We start from the raw sequence: 18,027 nt of genomic DNA on the forward strand, positions 1-18,027 counted from the left end.
GAGGTTATACGCCCTGGCTGACAGAGCTCATATTGAAGTCCGGCACCCGCAGCGCGGGCATCGCCGCCCTAGTGAACCAGTCGCTCCACTCCCGGGGCAGCGTCTTTTCCGTCCGCCCGGCCTCCGTGGCCCGGCCCAGCACCCCGACCGGCGACTCGTTGAACCGGAAATTGTTCACCTCGCCCGTCACCTCGCCGTTCTCCACGAGGTAGACGCCGTCCCGGGTCAGGCCCGTCAGCAGCAGCGACGCCGGGTCGACCTCGCGGATGTACCACAGGCAGGTCAGCAGCAGCCCGCGCCCGGTGTTCGCGACCATCTCCTCCAGGGAACGGTCCTCGCCCCCGTCCAGGACGATGTTGTCGATGACGGGCGCCACCGGCAGGCCGGTCAGGCCCGCGCTGTGCCGGCTGGTCGTCAGGTGCCGCAGTTCCCCCTCGCGCATCCATTCGGTGGGCGCGAGCGGCAGCCCGTTGTCGAACACCGACTGGTCGCCCCCGGAGGAGTGCGCGATCACGAAGGGCGCCGACTCAAGGCCCGGCTCGTTCGGGTCGCTGCGCAGGGTCAGCGGCAGGTCGGTCAGCTTCTCGCCGATCCGTGTGCCGCCGCCCGGCTTGGAGAACACCGTGCGGCCCTCGACCGCGTCCCGGCCCGACGCCGACCACATCTGGTAGATCAGCAGATCCGCCACGGCCGTCGGCGGCAGCAGTGTCTCGTAGCGCCCGGCGGGCAGCTCCACCCGCCGCTCGGCCCACCCGAGGCGTACCGCCAGTTCCGCGTCCAGGGCCGCCGGGTCGACGTCCTTGAAGTCCCGCGTGGAGCGCCCGGCCCACGCGGACCGGGTCCGGTCCGGCGACTTGGCGTTCAGCTCCAGCGTCCCGTTCGGCTGGTCGTGCCGCAGCCGCAGCCCGGTCGACGTGCCGACGTACGACGACACCAGCTCGTGGTTGGCGAAGCCGTACAGCTCGCGGCCGCCCGCACGCGCGCGGGCGAAGGCCTCGCCGAGTGCGGGGGCGAAGTCGGCGAACACGGCCGAGGAGGTCTCGACGGGCGCCTCCGTGAACTCCGGCGACTGCGCCACGCCCGTGACCAGCGGCTGCGCGTCCTCGGCGGGTCCGGCGCCGCGCGCGGCGGCCTCGGCGGCCCGCACCAGGGGCTCCAGCTCGTCGGAGGTCACGGCGGACCGCGACACGACCCCGGAGGCGGTGCCCTCCTTGCCGTCGACGGTGGCGACGACGGTGAGCGTGCGCCCGCGCGTGACCCCGTTCGTGGTCAGCGCGTTGCCCGCCCAGCGCAGGTTGGCGGTGGACTGCTCGTCGGCGATGACGACACAGCCGTCCGCCCGGGACAGTTCGAGGGCCCGCTCGACCACTTCGTGCGGCTTGCTGGTGCGAGGGCTCATCGACCGGCCTCCTGGGTCGTGTTGAGGATGTTGACGCCCTTGAAGAGGGCCGAGGGGCAGCCGTGCGAGACGGCCGCGACCTGACCCGGCTGGGCCTTGCCGCAGTTGAAGGCACCGCCGAGCACATAGGTCTGCGGCCCGCCCACCGCGGACATCGACCCCCAGAAGTCGGTGGTCGTCGCCTGGTAGGCGACATCGCGCAGCTGCCCGGCGAGCCGCCCGTTCTCGATGCGGTAGAAGCGCTGGCCGGTGAACTGGAAGTTGTAGCGCTGCATGTCGATCGACCAGGACCGGTCGCCGACGACGTAGATGCCGCGCTCCACGCCACCGATCAGATCCTCGGTCGACATCCCCGCCGGGTCCGGCTGCAGCGACACGTTGGCCATGCGCTGCACCGGCACGTGCGCGGGGGAGTCGGCGTACGCGCAGCCGTTGGACCGTTCGAAGCCGGTCAGTTTCGCGATCCGCCGGTCCAGCTGGTAGCCGACGAGGGTGCCGTCCTTGACCAGGTCCCAGGACTGGCCCGCGACGCCCTCGTCGTCGTACCCGATGGTGGCCAGGCCGTGCTCGGCGGTGCGGTCGCCGGTGACGTTCATCAGCTCCGAGCCGTAGCGCAGCTTGCCCAGCTGGTCGAACGTGGCGAAGGAGGTGCCGGCGTAGGCGGCCTCGTAGCCGAGCGCCCGGTCGAGCTCGGTGGCGTGCCCGATCGACTCGTGGATGGTCAGCCACAGGTTGGACGGGTCGACGACCAGGTCGTACAGGCCGGGCTGGACGCTCGGCGCGCGCATCTTCTCGGCGAGCAGCTCCGGGATCCGCTCCAGCTCGCCCTCCCAGTCCCAGCCGGTGCCCGTCAGATACTCCCAGCCGCGTCCCACCGGCGGAGCGAGGGTGCGCATGGAGTCGAACTCGCCGCTCGACTCGTCCACCGACACCGCGTTGAACACCGGGTGCAGCCGCACCCGCTGCTGCGTGGTCACGGTCCCGGCGGTATCGGCGTAGAACTTGTTCTCGTGGACCGTCAGCAGCGAGGAGTCCACGTGGTCGACCCCGTCGGCCGCCAGCAGCCGCGCGCTCCACTCCGCGATCAGCCCGGCCTTCTCCTCGTCGGGCACGGAGAAGGGGTCGATCTCGTACGCGGAGATCCACGTCCTGTCCGCGTGCACCGGCTCGTCGGCCAGCTCCACCCGCTCGTCCGAGCCCGCCGCCTTGATCACCTGGGCGGAGAGCTTCGCCATAGCCACCGCCTGCCCGGCGACCCTGGCGGCGGCGTCGAGGGTGAGGTCCACGCCGGACGCGAAGCCCCACGTACCGCCGTGCACCACCCGCACCGCGTACCCGAGGTCGGTGGTGTCCGACGACCCGGCGGGTCTGGCGTCCCGGAACCGCCAGGAGGCGCCCCGCACCCGCTCGAACCGGAAGTCCGCGTGCTCGGCGCCCAGCGCACGCGCGCGTGCGAGGGCCGCGTCGGCGAGGGGGCGTAGGGGGAGGGCCGTGAAGGCCTCGTCGATGGTATGAGGCACCGCCGTCTCTTTCTGTCGAGGTGACCGTGGTTGCCGTGCGTCGTGACTGCTCCGATCATGTCGCCCATCCCTCGCGCGGGCCACGAGTTTCCCGAGCCGGGTTCGCGGCTTTCTGTAGGGACCCGACAGGTAGTCCCCTACGCCACTGTCGGTGCCCGATTGTCCGCCGGCCTGCCGGGACCGATAGGTTTTCGAGGAAGCCGCCTGTCATCACCGCCTGTCGTCCAGGCGCCCGGGCGGGGTATTCAGACCGCTATCGAAAGGGTGATCCGTTGAGCCGCTCGGTTCTCGTCACCGGAGGCAACCGGGGCATCGGCCTCGCCATCGCCCGCGCTTTCGCCGATGCCGGCGACAAGGTCGCCATCACGTACCGCTCGGGTGAGCCGCCGGCCGCCCTGACGGACCTGGGCTGCCTGGCCGTCAGGTGCGACATCACCGACGCCGAGCAGGTGGAGCAGGCCTACAAGGAGATCGAGGAGGCGCACGGCCCCGTCGAGGTGCTCGTCGCCAACGCCGGCATCACCAAGGACCAGCTCCTGATGCGCATGTCCGAGGAGGACTTCACCTCGGTCATCGACACCAACCTCACCGGCACCTTCCGCGTCGTCAAGCGCGCCAACCGCGGCATGCTGCGCGCCAAGAAGGGCCGCGTGGTCCTGATCTCGTCGGTCGTGGGTCTCTACGGCGGTCCCGGCCAGGCGAACTACGCCGCCTCCAAGGCCGCCCTGGTCGGCTTCGCGCGCTCCCTCGCCCGAGAGCTGGGCTCGCGCAACCTCACCTTCAACGTCGTCGCACCCGGCTTCGTCGACACGGACATGACCAAGGCGCTCACCGACGAGCAGCGCGAGAACATCGTGAAGCAGGTCCCGCTCGGTCGGTACGCCCAGCCCGAGGAGGTCGCCGCGACGGTGCGCTTCCTCGCCTCCGACGACGCCTCGTACATCACTGGAGCCGTCATCCCCGTAGACGGCGGACTGGGAATGGGTCACTGATCACCATGAGCGGAATTCTCGAGGGCAAGCGCATCCTGATCACCGGTGTGCTGACCGAGGCGTCCATCGCCTTCCACACCGCGAAGCTGGCCCAGGAGCAGGGCGCCGAGGTCATCCTCACCGCCTTCCCCCGGCCCACGCTGACCGAGCGCATCGCCAAGAAGCTCCCGAAGCCCACCAAGGTCATCGAGCTCGACGTCACCAATGACGAGCACCTCGCGCGGCTGGCCGACGTGGTCGGCGAGGAGCTCGGCGGTCTCGACGGTGTCGTGCACTCCATCGGCTTCGCCCCCCAGGACGCCCTCGGCGGCAACTTCCTCAACACGCCGTTCGAGTCGGTCGCCACGGCCATGCACGTCTCGGCGTACTCCCTGAAGTCGCTCACCATGGCCTGCCTGCCGCTGATGCAGAACGGCGGCTCGGTCGTCGGTCTGACGTTCGACGCGCAGTTCGCCTGGCCGCAGTACGACTGGATGGGCCCGGCCAAGGCGGCCCTGGAGGCGACCAGCCGCTACATGGCCCGCGATCTGGGCAAGCAGAACATCCGCTGCAACCTCGTCTCGGCGGGGCCGCTCGGCTCCATGGCCGCCAAGTCCATCCCGGGCTTCAGCGAGCTGGCCTCCGTGTGGGACGACCGCTCCCCGCTGGAGTGGGACCTCAAGGACCCCGAGCCGGCCGGGCGCGGTGTCGTCGCCCTGCTGAGCGACTGGTTCCCGAAGACCACCGGCGAGATCGTCCACGTCGACGGCGGTCTGCACGCCATCGGAGCCTGATCTCCCGCACGTCCCCGACGCCCCGGTTCCCGCAGCGCGCGGGGAGCGGGGCGTCACCCGTTCGGCTCAGCCGACCGGGCGGGTGAGGCCCCCAGCCAGGCACTGTTGAGTACGCGCTCACCACGCGAGCCCCTCCCCAGCACGGCCGAGGAGGTCCCCTTGTGCGCTTGTCCCGCCGAACGGCCTCAGTGTCCTTCGCCGTCGCGCTCGTGCTGACCCTGGCGTACGAGGCGGTGCCCCACGCGCGCGTGCCCGTCGGCGAGCGCGAGTCCGCGGACCCCTTCGGCGCCGCGTGCCGGATCCGTGTGACCGGCTCCAGGGCGACCGCGTACTGCCACAACCCCTACCCGGAGCCCGACCGTGTGAGCCTGCACGTGGAGTGCGCCCGCTGGTGGGACATCGACACCGACAGCTCGCCGATCGAGGCGGGTCCCGCGCAGACGGTGCGGCTGACGGGACGGTGCTGGAAAGAGGTCGGCGACGTGTGGGTCGGTCACCGGCGGGGGAGCTGAGCCCGGGAGGGCGGCATCAGTCACCCCCCGGGGTGACTGATCCGGCCCGGCCGCATCAGTCACCGGCGGGGGGATCCGGCCCGGGTGGCATCAGTCACCCACGGGGCAGCTGATCCGGCCCGGCCGCATCAGTCACCGGCGGGGGGATCCGGCCCGGGTGGCATCAGTCACCCACGGGGCAGCTGATCCGGCCCGGGCCGGATCAGTCACCGGCGGCGGAGTTGATCCCGCTCAGGCGGCACAGGAACGGGTAGCGGGCGGCCTCCGTGGCGGCCGTGTCCGCCTCGCCCGCGCGGATCGCCTCCAGCAGCCGCCCGTGGTCCATGTACGTCTCCGGCGTCAGCCTCTCGCCGACGTCCTCGCGCAGCCAGTCCCGCAGCACCTCGCCCAGGTCCGCGTACATGGCCGTCATGACGTCGTTGTGGGAGGCCGACACGACGGCCAGGTGGAAGGTCGCGTCCGCGGTCACGAACGCCTCCTTGTCGCCCGACTCCCAGGCCTCCTCGCGCCGCCGCAGCAGTGCGCCGAGCTGCTTGAGGTCCTTCTCCGTACGCCGCTCGGCGGCCAGCCGGGCGGCGGCCGACTCCAGCGTGGAGCGCAGCTCGGCGATGTGCCGGGGGTCGGCCTCGGCGAACCGCCGCTGCATCACGCCCGCCAGCTCGCTCGTCGCCACGACGTACGTGCCGGAACCCTGGCGGATGTCCAGCAGACCGTTGTGCGACAGGGCGCGGACGGCCTCACGGACCGTGTTGCGGGCGACGCCGAGCTGCTCGACCAGTTCCGGCTCGGTCGGGATCCGCGAGCCGACCGGCCACTCGCCCGAGGTGATCTGGGCCCGCAGCGCGGCGATGACCTGCTCGGGCAGGGCGGAGCGACGGGGATGGCTCAGGGGCATGGCACACCTTCGCACGACCGGGGCGCCCGGGGGCAGCCGGAGAGTGGACAGTCAATCATCCTATGATTCTATGATGGGTCTCATGCCTCGTGAGGAAACCCGGACGACGACACCCCCGACCGTACGCGGCTCGGCCGCGCACGAGCCCGGGTCACCGGGCGACGCCTCCCCGCGCGCGTGGCCGATGCGACTGCTCGTCCTTGGCATCGTGCTGTCCGCGCTGAACCTCCGTCCCGCCATCACCAGCCTCGGCGCCCTCCTGGAGGAGGTCCGCGACGGGCTCGGCATGAGCGGCAGCGTGGCCGGGCTCCTCACCTCGGTGCCGCCGCTGTGCTTCGCCGTCTTCGGCGTCATGGCCCCGCGGCTCGCCCGCCGCTTCGGGTCCGGCGCGGTGGTGTGCGCCGGCATGGCCGCCATCGCCACCGGCCTGCTGATACGCCCGTTCGCGGGCGGCACGCCCGGCTTCCTGGCCGGGAGCGCCCTGGCCCTCATGGGCATCGCGGTCAGCAACGTCCTGATGCCAGTCATAGTCAAGCGTTTCTTCCCCGACCGTGTGGGTTCCATGACCGGCCTGTACTCGATGGCCCTCGCCCTCGGCACGGCCCTCGCGGCCGCGGTCACGGTGCCTCTGACCGACGCCCTCGGCGGCCGCTGGCAGACCGGCCTGGCCCTGTGGGCCGGGCTCGCCGTGGCGGCCGTCCTGCCGTGGCTGCCCTTCGTCCGGGGCCGCCTCACGCCACCCGGGGCGGAGAAGGCCGCACAGACGGCGGCGCCGACGCAGAGCCCGGCTCCGGCCGCTACGGAACACGCGCACGAGGCGCCCCCGCTGCGCATGGCACGGAGCCGGACCGCCTGGGCCCTGGCCGTCTTCTTCGGGCTTCAGGCCACCGCCGCCTACACCACCATGGGCTGGATGGCGCAGATCTTCCGGGACGCCGGTGTGCCCGCCGGCACCGCGGGGCTACTCCTTGCGGTCACCATGGTGATGGGCGTGCCCCTCGCCTTCGTCATACCCCGCCTGGCGACCCGGCTGCCCCACCAGGGCCCGATCGTGCTCGCCCTGGGGCTGTGCGGCCTCGCCGGCTATGCCGGGCTGTACCTCGCGCCCGCAGCCGGCGCATGGGCCTGGGCGCTGCTGCTCGGCGTCGCCAACTGCGCCTTCCCGCTCGCCCTGACCATGGTCGGCATGCGGGCCAGGACCGGCCCCGGCGTGGTCCGGCTGTCGGCGTTCGCGCAGAGCACCGGCTACCTGATCTCCATCCCCGGACCGCTCCTGGTGGGCGTCCTCTACCAGCACAGCGGCGGCTGGGGCCTGCCGATCGCGCTGATGAGCGCCCTGATGATCCCGCAGATGGCCGTCGGCTTCCTGGCCGGCCGTGACCGCACGGTGGAGGACGAGGCGGCCCGCTGAGCCACGCCCCCGGGGGAGGGGGTCACCCCGCGGCATCCGGCACGCACGGGGGGTGGGACACTTTTCCCATGCCAGTGCTCGACCCGAATCCCCAGCACGGTCAGAAGAAGATGCTGCTCGTGTTCGGCGCCTTCTTCGCGATCTTCATCGTCATCGCCGTCATCGCGACCATCGCCTCACCATGAGAGGCGCTCGCGCGGCCCTTGGTGGGGGTAACCCCCCTGTCCCCTAGGGGGTGAGGGTCAGGGTCAAGTGGGTGGATCACCGGATGGGCCGGCGGCCACTGACTCCGTAACTTCAAGGGTGTGACCGCGAGACGGTCACCGACCACTCGAAGAGCGGAGGCACCATGTCGGCCCCTACGCACACCCGGCCCCACCCGGCGACCCGGGCCGGTGCCGCCGGCCGGCTGCCCTGGTGGGCTCTCGCCCTGCCCGTGCTCGCCTTCGCCGCACTGCTCGCCCTGATCCTGAACCCGTCCGACGCGCACGCGGCCGCCGGTGAGCCCGTGATCAGCCACCTCTTCGAGCGCATCCAGCAGCTGACAGCCCGCTGATCACGGCCGAAGCCGGTGGTCAACTCCCTGCGCCAGGTGGCGTGTTTCATGCGAAGCTGGATCTCATGAGCGTCGCAGAATCCCGCAGGATTGTCCTCTTCCGCCATGCGAAAGCCGACTGGCCACAGGTCACCGATCACGAGCGTCCCCTCGCCGACCGGGGCCGAATGGACGCGGCGGAGGCCGGGCGCAGGCTGACCGACACCGGAATCGCCTTCGACCTGGCGCTGTGTTCCACCGCGGTCCGGACCCGGGAGACCTGGAAGCTCGCCGTCCAGGAGTTCCCGCAGCGGCCGAAAACCGTCTACGAGGAGCGGATCTACGAGGCCTCGCCGGGCGAGCTGATCGCGCTGCTCAACGAGACTCCCGACGACGCGCAGAACGTCCTCATGATCGGGCACAACCCGGGCATCCAGGGACTCGCCGACATCCTGGCGGGCTCGGGCGAGGACGACGCCAGGGAGCGCATGACCCGCCGCGGGTTCCCGGCCGCCGCCTTCGCCGTGCTGTCGTTCGGGGGCGCGTGGAAGAGCCTGGAGCCGGGCGCGGCCACGCTGCGGGACTACTGGGCACCGGCCGAGTGACGACTTCCGTGTGACCGCGTGACAGAGGGGCCCGGCGCCGCACCGGCGCCGGGCCCCTCTGGTCGGATCGACGGTGTCGAGAGGGCGGATCAGACGATGTCGAGGGTGTCCGCCGCCTCGACCTCCTCCCGCGTGACCCCCAGCAAATACAGGACCGTGTCCAGGAAGGGGAAGTTCACCGCGGCGTGCGCGGCCTCGCGCACCACCGGCTTGGCGTTGAAGGCGACACCGAGCCCCGCCGCGTTGAGCATGTCCAGATCGTTGGCGCCGTCACCGATCGCCACCGTCTGCGACAGCGGCACGCCCGCCTCCGCCGCGAACCGGCGCAACAGCCGGGCCTTGCCCGCGCGGTCGACGATCTCGCCGGTGACCTTGCCCGTGAGCCTGCCGTCGACGATCTCCAAGGTGTTGGCGTGGGCGAAGTCCAGCCCGAGCCGCTCCTTCAGATCGTCCGTGACCTGGGTGAATCCACCCGACACGACGCCGACTTGGTAGCCGAGCCGCTTCAGCGTACGGATCAGGGTGCGGGCGCCCGGCGTCAGCCGCACCTCGCTGCGCACCTTGTCCACGACCGAGGCGTCCAGCCCTTCCAGCAGCGCCACGCGCGCGTGCAGGGACTGTTCGAAGTCCAGTTCCCCGCGCATCGCGGCCGCCGTCACCTCGGCGACCTCGTCCTCGCAGCCGGCGTGCGCGGCGAACAGCTCGATGACCTCGTCCTGGATGAGCGTCGAGTCGACGTCCATGACGACCAGGCGCTGCGCGCGCCGGTACAGCCCGGCGGCGACGACCGCGACGTCGATGCCGAGCCGCGCGGCATCGGTCATCAGGGCGGTGCGCAGCGGCTCCGTCTCCACGCCGGATACGGCGAACTCGACGGCGGTGACGGGGTATTTGGCAAGCCGGAAGATACGGTCGATGTTGCCGCCGGTCGCGGTGATCCGCGCGGCGATCGCGGCCGTCGCCTCGGCGGTGAGCGGGTGCCCGAGAACGGTGACCAGGGAGCGGCCCAGGCCGCGCGGCCGGTTGTCGCCGAGGCCGGAGATGATCTCCGCCTGCATCTTCATCGACTCGGCCCAGCTGTGGACGGTCGCCCGCAGATCTCCCTCGATGCCCGGGGGCGGCTCGGTCACGAGCGCGCACAGCACCATCCGGCCACGGGTGACGACCTGCTCGATGTCGACGACGTCGACGGAGTAGGCGGCGAGGGTGTCGAAGAGGCCGGCGGTGATGCCCGGCCGGTCCTTGCCGAAGATCTTCACAAGGAGGGTGGGGACGTCGGCAGGGACGTCGGAAGACGAGGTCTGTGAAGCGCTCATGGTGGTTCCACCGTATCCGGCGTGCGGCACCCACCGCCCCCGAGGTCCGTCTGGCGGACAGCGAACACCGGATGTCGCGTGGACGACGTGAATCCTGCGCACCGGTACGGTGCCCGGCGCCTTCACCAGTCACCTCCCGCCCCGCGGTTTCCGCGGCGGCGGGGGAGACGGGGGCGGCGGCGGACCGTCGTCCGGACGCGCGGGCGGCCCGTTCCCGTTGCGCGGCCCGGGCGACTGCCGCGGGCCACGCGGGGGCGGCCCGGCAGGCCGTACGACGGTGGGGGCGCTGTAGAGGTCGCCCGGTGCGGGGGGCTCGTCGTCCCGGACCGCGTCGTACCCGTCCCCGGGCGCGGCGCCGGAGGGCCGCTCCGTCCCGGGAGGCCGTGCGTCCTCCGGCTCGCGCAGCCCGTCCGGAACCCGGAGGTAGGGGTTGGTGCCGGGGTTGGGCGGCCGGTACGGCGTACCGGGTGCGTACGGCCCGGCCTCCGTACCCTGCGGCGCCCCCTCGCCGCGCCCCCCGGGCGGCCCGCTCCCGGCGTCGTATCCGGGCCCCACCGTGTCACCGGCCCCCGCCCGCCCGTGGCCGTGCCCACCGCTTCGGCCTGCCGCCCCGGAGACACCCCAGGCGTCCGCCTGCCCGGCCCCGGCCTCGCGCCCGGCCTGCCCGGCCCCGGCCTCGCGCCCGGCCTCCCCGGCCCGGGCCCCGTGTCCGGCCCACTCCGTGCCCGGCAGCCCCGCTGCCCCACCGGCCCCGGCCACCTCCCCCCGAGCCGACGCCGTGGCCCTGCGCCCCGCAGCCCCGCACCCCCACGCGAGCAACGCCCCGGCCGCCCCGGTCCCCGCGCCCCAGACCCCGCCCAGCAGCAGGGCCCTGCCGAGGTGGCCGTGCAGGTCGATGCCCGCGCCGAACGCGTCGAAGCCGAGCACGGACAGGGACGCGGTCACGGAGACCTCCGTGAGCCAGGCCGGCAGCGGCAGGGCGAGCGCGGTCACGACACCCAGCCGCAGCGCACACCGCCCCGCGAAACCAAGGCCGCCGTCCCCCGCCCCGACCGGCGTCCGCACCCCCGCCAGTACGCCCGCCAGCAGCATCAGCAGCGCCGCCGCCACCGTCAGCAACCACACCCGACCGTCCAGCTCGGCCAGCCGGCCCAGCGTCACCGACCGGCCGGACCCGGCGCCGAGCAGATCGTCCAAGGGGTCGGGCAGGAACCGGGTCAGCTCACCCGTCGCGCGACCGTCCCACGGCACGAACAAGCCGAGCGACACCCCCAGCCACACCCCGTTCGGCGCCCCGAGCAGCGCCGCACCCGCGATGCGCCGGGGATGGTCGTCGCCGACCGCCGCGTACACCGCCGCAGCGCAACCCGCCGCCACCGCCACCAGCAGCACGGTCACCAGCGCGGACACGGCCGGCCGCACGACCCGGTGCACGGCCTCCCAGCCCTGCGGCAACGGCGTACGGCGCGAGGCCAGCAGCGCGACGAGGAGGATCCCGGCCGACCAGCCGAACCCGCCGAGCAGCGTCGGGGCGGTGTCGACCGTGAACCCGACCGCGGCCCGCGCGCCGACCAGGTCCCCGAGCCGGTCCGGCAGCAGCCCCCCGATGTCCCCGAGCCCCGGGACCTCCACGCTCCCGCTCCCGCCGGTGACGTCGTCCAGCCCCAGCGACCCCCCGTCGATGGTGATGACGTCGTGCCCCGCCCAGGCCAGTCCGCCCAGCATCGCCACGAACAGCACCACCACCGCCCCCGCCCGCGCGAGCAGTTCGGACGGTGCGATCACAACTCCCGCCCCCCGCAGGGACCGCAGGAAGAACCACGACAGCAGCACCGCCCCGACCAGGCTCACGCCCAGTGGCGTGATCTCGATGGCCGTGTCCGCCTCGGCACCCGACAGGCCGAACACCGACACGTCACCGGACGGCGTGACGGAACCACCCGCCCCGAGGGCCACGACCGCAGCGGTCATCGGTCCCAACGACCCCGCGGTGTCCGCCTGGAGCAGTCGCAGTCCCAGCGCCGCCGTCCCCGCCATCCCGATCAACGCCCAGCTCACCGCGGCGACGGCGGACATCAGCACGTCCCCCCACGGCACGCGCGTGTAACCCTTCGCCGTCCCGACACCTGCGGCAGCACTCATGGCAGACCCCCCGATCCGCTGCGCGACGGGAACACCACGCATGTCCCCCTCGCGTCGAAATACCACTCTCCGGCCCGGTTTCAACCCCGTCAACGGAATCGGCCGAGGCGTCCGAACGCGGTCTTCACAAGGCCCGACTTTCGGTCAGAGGGCCGCTACTGAAATAGTTCCCCCCGATGTTCGACATCCCTAGACTCCCCATGTCGGGGGTAACTCGGGGGACAACTCAGTGGGGCTGGAGTGCCGGAACTCGTACTGGAATCAAACGGACGTACCTGGACGCTCGATCCGTCCAGGGCATACACCCTCGGACGTGATCCGCAGGGGGACGTCGTCTTCGACGACGCCAGGGTCTCCTGGCGTCACGCCACGGTCAGCTTCAACGGCCGCAGTTGGGTCATCGAGGACCACGGCAGCACCAACGGCACATTCGTGCAGGGCCAGCGCATCCATCAGATGGAGCTCGGCGCCGGCTCGGCCGTCAACCTGGGTAACGCGACCGACGGACCGCGCCTGAACCTGTCCGGCGCCGCGGCCTCCGTCGCCACGCCGCAGGCCCAGCCCCAGCAGCAGCCGTACGCCGCGCAGGGCGCGAACCCCGGCTGGGGCCAGCAGGCTCCGGCCCAGCAGCAGGCCCCCCAGGCCGGCTGGCAGCAGCCGCAGCAGGCCGCCGCGCACATCCCGCAGCAGCAGGGCTCCGGCGGCGCCGCGGGGGCGCCGCCGGTCCACGGCGACCGCAGCCCGACCACGTTCCACCAGTTCTCCCTCGGCCGCGTGATGCGCATCGGCCGTGCCCTGGAGAACGAGCTGGTCGTCTCCGACCTGCAGGTCTCCCGGCACCACGCCGAGTTCCACGCGACGCCCGACGGGCGCATGGAGATCCGCGACCTCGGCTCCCACAACGGCACGTACGTCAACGGCCAGCCGATCGCCAAGGGCGGCTCGCAACTGCTCGGCCCGGCCGATGTCGTCGGCGTCGGTCACTCGACGTTCCGCATCGTCGGCGACCGGCTCGAGGAGTTCGTCGACACCGGTGAGGTGTCCTTCTCCGCCCGCCACCTGACCGTCACGGTCGACGGCGGCAAGCAGATCCTCAAGGACGTCTCCTTCGGCGTCCCGGAGAAGTCGCTGATCGCGGTCATCGGCCCGTCCGGCTCCGGCAAGTCGACCCTGCTCAAGGCGCTCACCGGCTACCGCCCCGCCAACCAGGGCGAGGTGCTGTACGACAACAGGAACCTCTACAAGCAGTTCGCCGAGCTGCGCCAGCGCATCGGTCTGGTCCCGCAGGACGACATCCTGCACAAGGAGCTGACCGTCAAGAAGGCCCTCAAGTACGCGGCCAAGCTGCGCTTCCCCGCGGACACCACGGGCGCCGAGCGTGAGGCCCGCATCGACGAGGTGCTGCGCGAGCTCAAGCTCGACATCCACAAGGACAAGAAGGTCACGTCCCTGTCCGGCGGCCAGCGCAAGCGCGTCTCGGTCGCCCTGGAGCTGCTCACCAAGCCGTCGCTGATCTTCCTGGACGAGCCGACCTCCGGCCTCGACCCGGGCATGGACCGCGACGTCATGCAGCTGCTGCGCGGCCTGGCCGACGACGGCCGTACGGTCCTGGTCGTCACCCACTCGGTGGCCGAGCTGGCGATCTGCGACAAGCTGCTGGTGATGGCGCCGGGCGGCTCGGTCGCCTACTTCGGCCCGCCGGACGAGGCGCTGAACTTCTTCGGCTACGACACCTGGGCCGATGTCTTCTCCGCCTTCGAGAACTACCGCGACTACGACTGGGCGGGCCGCTGGAAGGGCTCGCAGCACTACCAGATGTACGCCGCGGACATCGACGCCGTCGCGCCGCAGTCCGTACAGGTTCCGCCGATGCAGGCGATGAAGCCGCCGAAGCCGCAGGGCTGGATGTCCCAGTTCGTGACGCTCGTCCGGCGTTACGTCTCGGTGATCGCCTCCGACAAGGGTTTCCTGGCCCTGATGGTGATCCTGCCGGCCGTGCTCGGCGCGGTCAGTCTGCTCATCGACGCCGACCGGGGCCTGCTGCCGAACCCGGCCAACCCGCAGACCGGCCGGATCATCCCGAACGGCACGGCGACCACGGTCCTGCTGATCCTCGCGGTCGGCGCCTGCTTCGCCGGTGCGGCGAACTCGGTCCGAGAGCTGATCAAGGAACGGGTCATCTACGAGCGGGAGCGCGCGACCGGCCTCTCACGCTCGGCGTACCTGATGTCCAAGGTGTTCGTGCTCGGCATGATCACCGTGCTCCAGGGCCTGCTCGTCGGCGTCATCGGCTTCTCCAGCCGCGAGATCCCCGAGGAGGGTCTGGTCCTCGGCAACGCGACTCTCGTCGAGCTTTCCATCCCGATCATGGCGCTGGGCTTCACCTCGATGATGTTCGGCCTGATCATCTCCTCGCTGGTGAAGACCGCGGAGAAGACCATGCCGCTGCTGGTGATGTTCGCCATCATCCAGGTCGTCTTCACCGGCTGCCTGTTCGCCCTGCACGGCTCGATCGGCGTCAACCAGTTCTCGTTCCTGATGCCGTCGCGCTGGGCGGTCGCCGCCGCCGGCGCCACGCTGGACTTCAACAAGATCAGCCCGCCGGAGACCGCCGGCGACACCGACCCGCTGTGGGAGCACACGGTCGGGGCCTGGGCGATGGACATGGGCGCGCTCCTCGTCCTCGGCGTGATCTGCGGCTTCTTCGTGGCCCGCTTCCTGCGCCGCCACGAGCCCGAGGTCATGCGCAAGTAGCCGCCGCGCTGCGACACGACGCCCGCACACGACGCCCGAAGGGCGGCACCTCGTCAGGAGGGTGCCGCCCTTCGGCGTTCCGTACAGCGAGCAGAGGTCCGCGCCGGCCTCAGTACGCGCTGTTGACGTTGTCCATCGAGCCGTACTTGTCGGCCGCGTAGTTGCAGGCGGCGGTGATGTTGGCGACCGGGTCGTAGATGTCCCAGGAGGTGCCGGGGACGTGCCAGGTCTTGAAGGTCGGCGGGATGACCTGGAGCAGACCCTTCGACGGGATGCCGTTGATGGCGTTGATGTCCCAGTTGTTGATCGCCTTCGGGTTACCCGAGGACTCACGGATGATGTTGCGGTGGATGCCGTCGTAGGACGCCGGGATGTCGTGCTTCTTCAGGATGGCGAGCGACTCGCGGATCCAGCCGTCGAGGTTGTTCGGGTAGGTCTTGACGGCGGCCTTCTTGGCCTCGGCGCGCTTGGCGGCGCGGCTCGCGGCCTCCTTGGCCTGGCGTGCGGCCTCGGCCTTCTTCTTCGCCGCCTCGGCGGCGGCCTTCTTCTTGGCGGCGGCCGCGGCGTCGGCCTTCTTCTTCGCCGCGAGCTGCTCGGCCTTCAGGCTGGCGCCGGCCATCTGGTCCGTGACGCTCGCCTTGACGTCCTTGATCTGCTGGGTGCTGTACGCCACCGCAGCCGGCTGAGCGGCCTCGGTCGTGGTCTTGGTCGAGGCACCGCTCGGCACCGCGGAGAACCCGATGGCGGCGGCGCCGAGGGTGGCGACACCCGCCATGGCGATCTTGTGGTGACGGGTCAGGCTACGACTCTGAACACGGCTGAAGATGTTCTTGGGCATGCTGCGTGGACCTCTTCGAATAGCGCGGGAGTCGCTCGGCGTCCGGCGTTGGACTCGGTGTGTTTCCGACACGAACGCCGCGGAGGTGAACCCACGGCGCTGAGCGACGTCAGCAATTCTTAGCGGCCGCAAAATGGCGTGGCAAAGGTGTGACGTACGAAAGGAGATAGTGGATCAGGGAGTGTCAAATCGGGACAGATTGGACTGTATGCGCCGCTCAAAAGGTGGGGCTTTGTCTCCTACGCACTTTCGTACGTGACCTGGGTCCTATGCGAGGGCTCACATCGCCCCTAGATCAGACTTACGACGCGTTGCACAAGCGATGCTCTGTGTGAGGCCCTTTCAGGGCAGCACGAGGTGCACGTCCCCGAACTCGTGCCACAGATAGCGCCCTTGCAGTGCGGCCTCGTACCCCCGCTCGATCGCCGCCCGCCCCGCGACCGCCTCCAGCATCAGCAGATGCGAGGTCTCCGGCTCGTGCAGCCCGGTCAGCAGCCCGTCCACCACCCGCACCCCGCGCTCGGGCGTGACGACGAGGTCCGTCCACCCCGCACGCGCGCGTACGGCTCCGTCGGCACCCGCCGCCGACTCCACCGCCCGCACCGCGGTCGTCCCCACCGCCACGACCCGGCCCCCACCGGCCCTCGCGGCGTTGATCAGCCGCGCGGACGCCCCGGGCACCGCGAACCGCTCCGGGTAGGGCGGCTCGTGCACCTCCGCCGAGGCCACCCCCGTGTGCAGGGTGATGGGCGCGAACTGCACCCCCCGGCTCACCAGCTCCGCCACCAGCCGTGCCGTGAAGGGCCGCGCCGCACTCGGCATCTCCGCGCTGCCCGTCCCGTCCGCCGACGGCAGCGCGAACACCGTCTGGTAGACGGACAGCGGCTGGTCCCGCTCCGTGTAGGCGTAGCGAACGGGCCGCCCGTGCTCCCGCAGCAGCCCTGGCACCCCGGCCCCCGACACCCGGGCCCACCACAGCCGCTCGCTCCGCCCGCTCAGCGGCTCCTCCAGTACCAGCCGCACACCCCCCGGCAGGCACACCTCCCTCCCCGCAGGCCCACCCGCACGCGCGCGCGTGGTGCCCCGCCCGTCGGGCTCCCGCAGTTCCACCGCCCAGCGGCCGTCGTCCCCCCGGGTGGAGAAATGCACCACCACGCGCGCGTGCCCGGTCCGTCCGTCCACGGCCGCCGCCAGTGTGGCCGAGGTGTTGACCACGAGCAGGTCCCCGGCCCGCAACAGCCGCGGCAGCTCCCTGAACGTGTGATGCGCCACCTCGGCACCCCGCGACACCAGCATCCGTACGGCGTCCCGCTCCAGCCCCGGGCCCCGCTGCTCGACCGGCACCCGCGCCGACAGCTCCTCCGGCACCCGCACCCTCAGGGTCATCGGGCCCCGTACAGCAGCGCAGGAGCCCCGTACCGCCCGCTCGCCGGACGCTCGTCCAGCAGCCGCAGGAAGCCCGGCACCACAGCCACCGGCTCCGGCCGCGGCTCCGGGTCGTCCGGCACGGCCGCCGCGTACAGCTCCGTGGCCATGTCCCCGGGATCCACCGCCCAGACCCGCAGCCCCGGCTCCTCCACGGCGAGGACGGCCACCAGATGGTCCAGGGCCGCCTTGGACGCCCCGTAACCGCCCCAGGTCTCGTACGCCTCGGCGGCCGCGTCCGAGCTGACGGCGACGACGGCGCCCGCTCGCGAGGCCCGCAGCAACGGCAGCGCCTCCTGAACCAGGCCCAGCCCCGCCACCAGGTTCACCTCCAGCGCCCGGCGCAGCCCCTCCAGGGTCAGCTTCTCGAGCCTGACCAGCGGCTCGGCACCCAGCGCGCTCGCGTTGTGCACCAGCAGGTCGACACCGCCCAGCCGCCAGGCCGCCGCCACCAGCTCCGCCCGGTGAGCGGCGTCCGTGACGTCCCCGGGCAGGGCGGCCACCCGCGTCCCGTGCGCGGAGACGGCTCCGGCGGCGTCCGCCAGCGCCTCGGCACCCCTGGCGTCGAGCACCAGGTCCCAGCCCCGCCCGGCCAGGGCCTCGGCCAGGGCACGCCCCAGGCCCTTCGAGGCCCCGGTGATGATCGCAACCGGCATGATCAGCTCCCTCGTCGTGATCGCGTGCCCTCAACCTAGGAACGGGACCGCCCGGGCCGCCTCGGACGCGGGCCGCACTCCACCGGGTCCCTTCGCCCTACGCCACGGGCCCGACGCCCCGGGACCCAGATCTCTGCGTCCCGCCTCTCGGCCCCGCGACCTAGGTGTATTGATCACGAGCGTTGTTAACGCCGGCCGGGCTTGATCATGGCGAAGACCTCCGGTGTGGTGGAGGTGTCTAGGACTTCACCGCA

General features: G+C 71.8%; 16 protein-coding genes. 8 read left to right on the plus strand and 8 right to left on the minus strand.

Annotated elements, in window-relative coordinates:
• Positions 1-4: 4 nt before the first annotated feature.
• Positions 5-1,399, minus strand: a complete 1,395-nt coding sequence (locus ABTX60_RS03875) for a metallopeptidase TldD-related protein (RefSeq protein ID WP_352095471.1) — start codon at positions 1,397-1,399, stop codon at positions 5-7.
• Positions 1,396-2,919 carry a TldD/PmbA family protein gene (locus ABTX60_RS03880; protein WP_352095472.1) on the minus strand — a complete coding sequence of 508 codons (1,524 nt, stop codon included), beginning with the start codon at positions 2,917-2,919 and terminating at the stop codon, positions 1,396-1,398. The genes ABTX60_RS03875 and ABTX60_RS03880 overlap by 4 nt, the downstream gene beginning before the upstream one ends.
• 272 nt (positions 2,920-3,191) lie before the next feature.
• Between ABTX60_RS03880 and fabG the strand changes: the two genes are divergently transcribed.
• The 3 genes from fabG (at position 3,192) to ABTX60_RS03895 (ending at position 5,196) form a co-directional block, all read left to right on the plus strand.
• Complete coding sequence (fabG, locus tag ABTX60_RS03885; protein WP_352095473.1) at positions 3,192-3,911, plus strand: 3-oxoacyl-[acyl-carrier-protein] reductase; 720 nt, start codon at positions 3,192-3,194, stop codon at positions 3,909-3,911.
• A gap of 5 nt (positions 3,912-3,916) precedes the next feature.
• Positions 3,917-4,684, plus strand: a complete 768-nt coding sequence (gene fabI, locus ABTX60_RS03890; protein WP_352095474.1) for an enoyl-ACP reductase FabI — start codon at positions 3,917-3,919, stop codon at positions 4,682-4,684.
• A gap of 161 nt (positions 4,685-4,845) precedes the next feature.
• Complete coding sequence (locus tag ABTX60_RS03895) at positions 4,846-5,196, plus strand: hypothetical protein (RefSeq protein ID WP_352095475.1); 351 nt, start codon at positions 4,846-4,848, stop codon at positions 5,194-5,196.
• A gap of 202 nt (positions 5,197-5,398) precedes the next feature.
• On the opposite strand, the gene ABTX60_RS03900 is transcribed toward ABTX60_RS03895, so the two are convergent.
• On the minus strand, positions 5,399-6,091 hold the full coding sequence (locus ABTX60_RS03900; RefSeq protein ID WP_352095476.1) for a FadR/GntR family transcriptional regulator: 693 nt from the start codon (positions 6,089-6,091) through the stop codon (positions 5,399-5,401).
• Between the two features lie 70 nt (positions 6,092-6,161).
• On the opposite strand from ABTX60_RS03900, the gene ABTX60_RS03905 reads away from it, so the two are divergent.
• The 4 genes from ABTX60_RS03905 to ABTX60_RS03920 all read left to right on the plus strand — a co-directional run bounded on the left by ABTX60_RS03905 (position 6,162) and on the right by ABTX60_RS03920 (position 8,642).
• Entirely contained in the window at positions 6,162-7,502 is a 1,341-nt protein-coding gene (locus ABTX60_RS03905; RefSeq protein ID WP_352095477.1) for a CynX/NimT family MFS transporter, read from the plus strand.
• A gap of 68 nt (positions 7,503-7,570) precedes the next feature.
• Complete coding sequence (locus ABTX60_RS03910; RefSeq protein WP_097215821.1) at positions 7,571-7,687, plus strand: SGM_5486 family transporter-associated protein; 117 nt, start codon at positions 7,571-7,573, stop codon at positions 7,685-7,687.
• A gap of 164 nt (positions 7,688-7,851) precedes the next feature.
• Positions 7,852-8,058 (plus strand): hypothetical protein, encoded by a 207-nt coding sequence (locus tag ABTX60_RS03915; protein WP_352095478.1) that lies wholly within the window; start codon positions 7,852-7,854, stop codon positions 8,056-8,058.
• Between the two features lie 65 nt (positions 8,059-8,123).
• Positions 8,124-8,642, plus strand: a complete 519-nt coding sequence (locus ABTX60_RS03920; RefSeq protein WP_352095479.1) for a SixA phosphatase family protein — start codon at positions 8,124-8,126, stop codon at positions 8,640-8,642.
• Between the two features lie 89 nt (positions 8,643-8,731).
• Here ABTX60_RS03920 and serB read toward each other — a convergent pair whose 3' ends face one another.
• Both serB and ABTX60_RS03930 read right to left on the minus strand, forming a co-directional pair.
• Positions 8,732-9,958: a phosphoserine phosphatase SerB gene (gene serB / locus ABTX60_RS03925; RefSeq protein ID WP_352095480.1), complete on the minus strand. Its 1,227-nt coding sequence runs from the start codon at positions 9,956-9,958 to the stop codon at positions 8,732-8,734.
• A gap of 129 nt (positions 9,959-10,087) precedes the next feature.
• Positions 10,088-12,100: a streptophobe family protein gene (locus ABTX60_RS03930; RefSeq protein ID WP_352095481.1), complete on the minus strand. Its 2,013-nt coding sequence runs from the start codon at positions 12,098-12,100 to the stop codon at positions 10,088-10,090.
• A 240-nt stretch (positions 12,101-12,340) separates the two neighbouring features.
• Between ABTX60_RS03930 and ABTX60_RS03935 the strand changes: the two genes are divergently transcribed.
• Positions 12,341-14,854, plus strand: coding sequence for an ABC transporter ATP-binding protein/permease (locus ABTX60_RS03935; protein WP_352095482.1), 2,514 nt, complete (start codon positions 12,341-12,343; stop codon positions 14,852-14,854).
• A 109-nt stretch (positions 14,855-14,963) separates the two neighbouring features.
• Here the strand turns inward: ABTX60_RS03935 and ABTX60_RS03940 are convergent, their stop codons facing one another.
• The 3 genes from ABTX60_RS03940 to ABTX60_RS03950 all read right to left on the minus strand — a co-directional run bounded on the left by ABTX60_RS03940 (position 14,964) and on the right by ABTX60_RS03950 (position 17,773).
• Positions 14,964-15,692: a transglycosylase SLT domain-containing protein gene (locus ABTX60_RS03940; RefSeq protein ID WP_352095483.1), complete on the minus strand. Its 729-nt coding sequence runs from the start codon at positions 15,690-15,692 to the stop codon at positions 14,964-14,966.
• A gap of 342 nt (positions 15,693-16,034) precedes the next feature.
• The gene (locus tag ABTX60_RS03945) at positions 16,035-17,078 is read right to left on the minus strand and encodes an S-adenosylmethionine:tRNA ribosyltransferase-isomerase (protein ID WP_352095484.1); all 1,044 of its coding nucleotides are present in this window, start codon (positions 17,076-17,078) and stop codon (positions 16,035-16,037) included.
• Positions 17,075-17,773: an SDR family NAD(P)-dependent oxidoreductase gene (locus tag ABTX60_RS03950; RefSeq protein ID WP_352095485.1), complete on the minus strand. Its 699-nt coding sequence runs from the start codon at positions 17,771-17,773 to the stop codon at positions 17,075-17,077. The genes ABTX60_RS03945 and ABTX60_RS03950 overlap by 4 nt, the downstream gene beginning before the upstream one ends.
• Between the last annotated feature and the right edge of the window lie 254 nt (positions 17,774-18,027).

It is taken from the genome of Streptomyces sp. NPDC126510, from assembly GCF_040302345.1.
Taxonomy (GTDB): domain Bacteria; phylum Actinomycetota; class Actinomycetes; order Streptomycetales; family Streptomycetaceae; genus Streptomyces.

What these genes read in the sequence shown, in the direction of transcription:
- ABTX60_RS03875 (WP_352095471.1), bottom strand. Translation starts at nt 1,399, where the DNA reads ATGAGCCCTCGCACCAGCAAGCCGCACGAAGTGGTCGAGCGGGCCCTC.
- fabI (WP_352095474.1), top strand. Translation starts at nt 3,917, where the DNA reads ATGAGCGGAATTCTCGAGGGCAAGCGCATCCTGATCACCGGTGTGCTG.
- ABTX60_RS03900 (WP_352095476.1), bottom strand. Translation starts at nt 6,091, where the DNA reads ATGCCCCTGAGCCATCCCCGTCGCTCCGCCCTGCCCGAGCAGGTCATC.
- ABTX60_RS03905 (WP_352095477.1), top strand. Translation starts at nt 6,162, where the DNA reads ATGATGGGTCTCATGCCTCGTGAGGAAACCCGGACGACGACACCCCCG.
- ABTX60_RS03910 (WP_097215821.1), top strand. Translation starts at nt 7,571, where the DNA reads ATGCCAGTGCTCGACCCGAATCCCCAGCACGGTCAGAAGAAGATGCTG.
- ABTX60_RS03915 (WP_352095478.1), top strand. Translation starts at nt 7,852, where the DNA reads ATGTCGGCCCCTACGCACACCCGGCCCCACCCGGCGACCCGGGCCGGT.
- ABTX60_RS03920 (WP_352095479.1), top strand. Translation starts at nt 8,124, where the DNA reads ATGAGCGTCGCAGAATCCCGCAGGATTGTCCTCTTCCGCCATGCGAAA.
- serB (WP_352095480.1), bottom strand. Translation starts at nt 9,958, where the DNA reads ATGAGCGCTTCACAGACCTCGTCTTCCGACGTCCCTGCCGACGTCCCC.
- ABTX60_RS03930 (WP_352095481.1), bottom strand. Translation starts at nt 12,100, where the DNA reads ATGAGTGCTGCCGCAGGTGTCGGGACGGCGAAGGGTTACACGCGCGTG.
- ABTX60_RS03940 (WP_352095483.1), bottom strand. Translation starts at nt 15,692, where the DNA reads ATGCCCAAGAACATCTTCAGCCGTGTTCAGAGTCGTAGCCTGACCCGT.
- ABTX60_RS03945 (WP_352095484.1), bottom strand. Translation starts at nt 17,078, where the DNA reads ATGACCCTGAGGGTGCGGGTGCCGGAGGAGCTGTCGGCGCGGGTGCCG.
- ABTX60_RS03950 (WP_352095485.1), bottom strand. Translation starts at nt 17,773, where the DNA reads ATGCCGGTTGCGATCATCACCGGGGCCTCGAAGGGCCTGGGGCGTGCC.